This is a genomic window from Nocardia sp. MH4 (assembly GCF_019266065.1).
GTDB classification, from domain to species: Bacteria; Actinomycetota; Actinomycetes; order Mycobacteriales; family Mycobacteriaceae; genus Nocardia; species Nocardia canadensis.
On sequence record NZ_LPNR01000007.1, the window covers coordinates 1 to 4,970 of the forward strand.

The 4,970-nt window shown below is 73.2% G+C and carries 3 protein-coding genes; all 3 read left to right on the top strand.

Annotated elements, in window-relative coordinates; genetic code table 11:
• A partial coding sequence (locus ATM97_RS00070; RefSeq protein ID WP_255586484.1) for a beta-hydroxydecanoyl-ACP dehydratase occupies positions 1 to 1,845 on the top strand: 1,845 nt, incomplete at its 5' end.
• Positions 1,845 to 3,410, top strand: a complete 1,566-nt coding sequence (locus tag ATM97_RS00075; RefSeq protein ID WP_218715835.1) for a PfaD family polyunsaturated fatty acid/polyketide biosynthesis protein — start codon at positions 1,845 to 1,847, stop codon at positions 3,408 to 3,410. The genes ATM97_RS00070 and ATM97_RS00075, both read left to right, overlap by 1 nt.
• On the top strand, positions 3,407 to 4,970 hold a 1,564-nt coding region (accD, locus tag ATM97_RS00080), incomplete at its 3' end, for an acetyl-CoA carboxylase, carboxyltransferase subunit beta (RefSeq protein ID WP_218715836.1). The genes ATM97_RS00075 and accD, both read left to right, overlap by 4 nt.

Consider the following 4,970-nt stretch of genomic DNA (forward strand, 5'->3'; position numbering starts at 1 on the left):
ACGCCCCTCGGCCACGGAGCGGGGTCCGGCGCACCGGCCGGCTCAGCCGGCACGGCCCAGCTCACAGGCACAGGCCAGGCCGCTGGGGCGGGCCGGACCGACGGTGGCGAGTCGGGGTCGATCGGCCTCCGCGGCGCGGCGGCTGGTCCGGTGCCGCAGCCGGGCACCGGGGGAGCCGTGGCCGGCGAGGCCGGTTCGGCAACCTCTCCGGTAGCCAGGGAAGGCGCGTTCAAGCCGCTGGCGCGTACCGGGCGCACCCAGCTCGACCGCGCGGCCCTGGAATCACTGGCCCAGGGTGCGATCACCGAGGTGTTCGGACCCGGCCATCAGCGCGACGGTGTCGCGGTGGCCGCACGGCTCGCTGCCGGGGAACCGCTGGCGCTCACCGAGATCGCCTCGATCGAGCTCTACGGCGGAACCGGCGACGGTCGCGTGGTCGCCCACTACGACGGCGCGTTCGGCGCGGCCGCGCGTCAGGCCGCCGAGGTGTTCGCTCTGTTCACCGGTATGCACCTGTGTCTGTCGGGCAGCACACTGACCGGTGCCACCCCGGCGGTGTCCGGCGCGGCCCGCGGGACGCTCGAACTCGTCGTCACCGGCCTGGATCTCGTGCCCCGCCCGCACGTCGTGGCCACCGCGAGTGTCAGCGGTGGCGAGGCGAGCGTGGCGGTCCAGGTCACCGTCGCCGAACCCTCCGGCGCCGACGTCGGCCCGGGCCGGGCCGTGCCGGGCCTGCTGCTCAACGAGTTCCACATGACGCACCTGGCCCGCGGTGATCAGGCGATCGCGATGGGCCCGGAGTTCGCGGAGTACACCGGTGTGCGTGCGACCCGCCTGCCCACCGGCGGCCTGCTCCTGGTCGACCGGGTCCGCGACTTCGACGGTGCCCGAGGCACGCTCGACGCCGCGTCCTACACCACCGAGTACGACTCGCCCGCCGACTCCTGGTACTACGCCGACACGGCCAACGACTCCATGCCGCACTTCGTGTACATGGAGACCTCGCTGCAGGCCGCGCTGCTCATGGGTTACTACGCCGGGCCGACGCTGACCCAGCCGGGCGTCACTCTGAGCCTGCGCAATCTCGGCGGCACGGCCACCGTACTGCGCCAGGTCGACCTGCGCGACCGCACGATCGAGCAGTCCTCGCGGATGCTGTCGACGACGATCCTGCCCGGGTCCTCGCTGCAGACCTTCGACTACACGCTCAGCGTCGACGGTGAGCCGTTCTACACCGGCGAGACCATGTTCGGGTACTTCAGCGACGAGGCGCTGGCGAACCAGACCGGCCTGGACGCGGGCCGTCCCGCCCCGTCCTGGCTGGCCGAGCACCCGCGGGCCCAGGTCAGGACGATCGACGTGGCCGCCCGCCGCGCCGATCCGTCCGCACCGCTGTGCTCGCGCGGCACGCTGGCCCTGATCGACCGGATCGACGTGGTCGACGGCGGCGGCGAACACGGTGCGGGATACCTGCATTCGCTGCGCGCCATCGACCCCGACGACTGGTTCTTCGCCCGCCACTTCCACCTCGACCCGGTCATCCCCGGTTCGCTCGGCGTGGAATCGGTGATCCACGCCGTGCAGGAATGGCTCGTCGACGCAGGCCACGCCGCGGGCATGGCCGATCCGGTGTTCCGTATCCCCGCCGACATCCCGTTCAGCTGGCGCTATCGCGGCCAGTTCCTGCCCACCGACGGCACCGTCGAACTCGAGGCGCACATCAAGGAACTGCGCCGTGGTCCGCACGGGGTGACGGCGGTGGTGGACGGTTCGCTGTGGAAGCCGGGCCTGCGGATCTACGAAGTCACCGATCTGGCCGTCGAACTCGTCGATCGGAGGGCGTGATGACCACGATGCGCACCGCGGTGGCGAACACCGCCGAGGAGATCACCGCGCTGCTGCTCGATCTGGACGCCCCCGTCTGGATCGTCCGCACCGCGGACGGGGTCGGCGCCACCGCCGACCAGGCCGTGGCGGCCGGAGCCCAGGTGCTCGCCGCCGTCGCGCCGCTGCCGCCGCAACGGCTCGGCGACAGCGCGTTCCGCGCCGCGCACGGGGTCAGGGCGGCGTATGCCGCGGGCGCCATGGCCAATGGCATCGCCTCACCCGCCCTGGTGAAAGCCATGGCGCGCAACGGCTATCTGGCCGCCTACGGCGCGGCCGGAGTCCCGCCCGCCGCGGTCGACGCGGCGCTGGGCGAGCTGGCCCGGGAGCTGGGCGGACAGCCGTTCGCCTGCAACCTCATCCACAGTCCCAGCGAGCCCGCGCTGGAACGCGCCATCGTCGAGGCCTGCCTGCGCCACGACGTGCGCTGCGTGGAGGCCTCGGCCTTCATGGATCTCACCGCCGAGGTCGTGCGGTACCGGGCCGCCGGCCTCACGGTGGACCGGCAGGGCGGCATCGCGATCGGGCACCGGGTGATCGCCAAGGTGTCCCGGGTCGAGGTGGCCGAGCTGTTCCTGCGGCCCGCGCCCGCGCGGCTGTTGAGCGAGCTCGTCGCGGCGGGCCGGATCACCGCCGAGCAGGCCCGCCTCGCCGAGCGGGTGCCGATGGCCGACGACATCACCGCCGAGGCCGATTCCGGCGGCCACACCGACCGCCGACCGCTCACGGTCCTGCTGCCCGAACTGATCGCGGCCCGGGATCGCCTGGCCGCCACCGTGACCGGGGCCGACCGGGTGCGCATCGGCGCCGCGGGCGGGATCGGCACCCCCGATGCCGTCGCGGCCGCCTTCGGGCTCGGCGCGGCCTATGTGGTGACGGGGTCGGTCAACCAGTCGGCCGTCGAGGCGGCGCAATGCGGCGCCACCAAGACCTTGCTGGCCAGGGCCGAATTCGCCGACTGCGCCATGTCGCCGTCCTCGGACATGTTCGAACTCGGCGTGCAGGTCCAGGTGCTGCGGCGCGGCACCATGTTCGCCGCCCGCGCCCAGCGGCTCTACGACGCCTACCGCGCCTACGACGGTCTCGACGCTCTGCCCGCGACGCTGCGCGCCGAGCTCGAGTCCAGCCTGTTCCGCAGGCCGCTCGACGAGGTGTGGCAGGAGTGCGTGCAGTACTTCACCGAACGCGACCCGGCCCAGCTCGCCGGCGCCGAACAGGACCCGAAGGCGAAGATGGCGCTGGTGTTCCGCTGGTACCTCGGCCTGTCCTCGGGCTGGAGCATCCGCGGCGAGTCCGACCGGGTCGCCGACTACCAGATCTGGTGCGGGCCCGCGATGGGCGCCTTCAACACCTGGGCGGCGGGCACCTACCTGGCCGCGCCGGAGAACCGCGCCGTCGCCGACATCGCGGGACAGCTGCTGTTCGGCGCCGCCTACCTGACCCGCGTCGCCCAGCTGCGGACAGCGGGTGTCCGGCTGCCCGCGGCCAGTGCCCGATACGTCCCACGCCCGCTGGAGGACCGATGACCATCGTCGAGACCGGAACCGCCACCACCGGCACCGCCTGGATGCTGTGCCCGGCCTGCGGGACGGTGATCTACGTCAAACGCTACGACCGGGCCGACCGGGTCTGCCCCGAATGCGACGACCACGGCATGCTCACCGCCGATCAGCGCATCGACCAACTGCTGGACGAGGATTCGGCCCGGCCGATCGTCACCGCGGCCACCGTCACCGATCCGCTGGGATTCGTCGACACCCGCCCGTACCCCGAGCGGGCCGAGCAGGCGCGCCGGGCGACCGGGCTGCCCGAGGCGATCCGCTGCGTGCGCGGCACCCTCGACGGCACGCCGATCGTGCTGGCGGTCATGGACTTCCGCTTCCTCGGCGGCAGTCTCGGCAGCGCGGTGGGCGAGGCGGTCACCGCCGCCGCCGAGGCGGCGCTGGCCGACCGCGCGCCCCTGGTGATCGTCACCGCCTCCGGTGGCGCGCGCATGCAGGAGGGCATTCTCGCGCTCATGCAGATGGCCAAGACCAGCCGCGCGCTGCGCCGTCTCGACGACGCGGGCGTGCTGACCGTCTCGATCATCACCGACCCGACCTACGGCGGTGTGGCCGCCTCCTTCGCCACCGCCACCGACATCATCATCGCCGAACCCGGCGCGCGCCTCGGCTTCGCGGGCCCACGAGTGATCCAGCAGACCATCGGCCAGACCCTGCCCGCCGGCTTCCAGACCGCCGAGTTCCTGCTCGACCACGGCATCGTCGACATGATCTGCCACCGTTCGGCACTGCGCGCCCGGCTGTCACGGTTGGTCGCGATGACCACTCGCCCGTCGCGCCGCACCGAGCCCGCCGACACCGACGCCGTCATCACCGACCCGGCCGTGCTCGCCGCCCGCGGATCCTGGGACTGCGTGCGCGCGGCGCGCCAGCTGGGCAGGCCGACCACCCTGGACTACCTGGCTGCCGCCTTCGACGATTTCGTCGAGCTGCACGGCGACCGGATGTCGGCCGACTGCCCGGCCATGATCGCGGGCCTGGCCCGTCTCGACGGCCTGCCGGTTGTGGTGGTCGGGACCCAGAAGGGCCACACCGGCGCCGAACTGACCGAACGCAACTACGGCATGCCGACCCCGGCGGGCTACCGCAAGGCCGCCCGGGTGATGCGGCTGGCCGCCAAGCTCGGTCGCCCAGTCGTCGCGCTGGTCGACACCGCGGGCGCCTACCCCGGCATCGAGGCCGAGGAGCAGGGTCAGGCCGTGGCCATCGCCGAGTCGCTGAAACTGCTGGCCGGACTGCCCGTTCCGGTGGTCACCGTGATCACCGGCGAGGGCGGCAGCGGGGGAGCGCTCGCGCTCGCGCTGGCCGACCGGGTGCTGGTGTGCGAGAACGCGGTCTACTCGGTGATCAGCCCGGAAGGCTGCGCCGCCATCCTCTGGAAGGACCCGGCCGCCGCGCCGCGCGCGGCCGCCGCCCTGCGCGTCGAAGCGGCCGCCCTGCTCGAATTGGGCATCGCCGACGCGGTCGTTCCCGAGCCGGCGGGCGGGGCCGATCGCGATCCCGTCGGCGCGGCCGCGCTGCTTT

Bases quoted from the DNA above. Each gene is read 5' to 3' on its own strand.
- ATM97_RS00075 (WP_218715835.1), top strand. From the start codon at position 1,845: ATGACCACGATGCGCACCGCGGTGGCGAACACCGCCGAGGAGATCACC.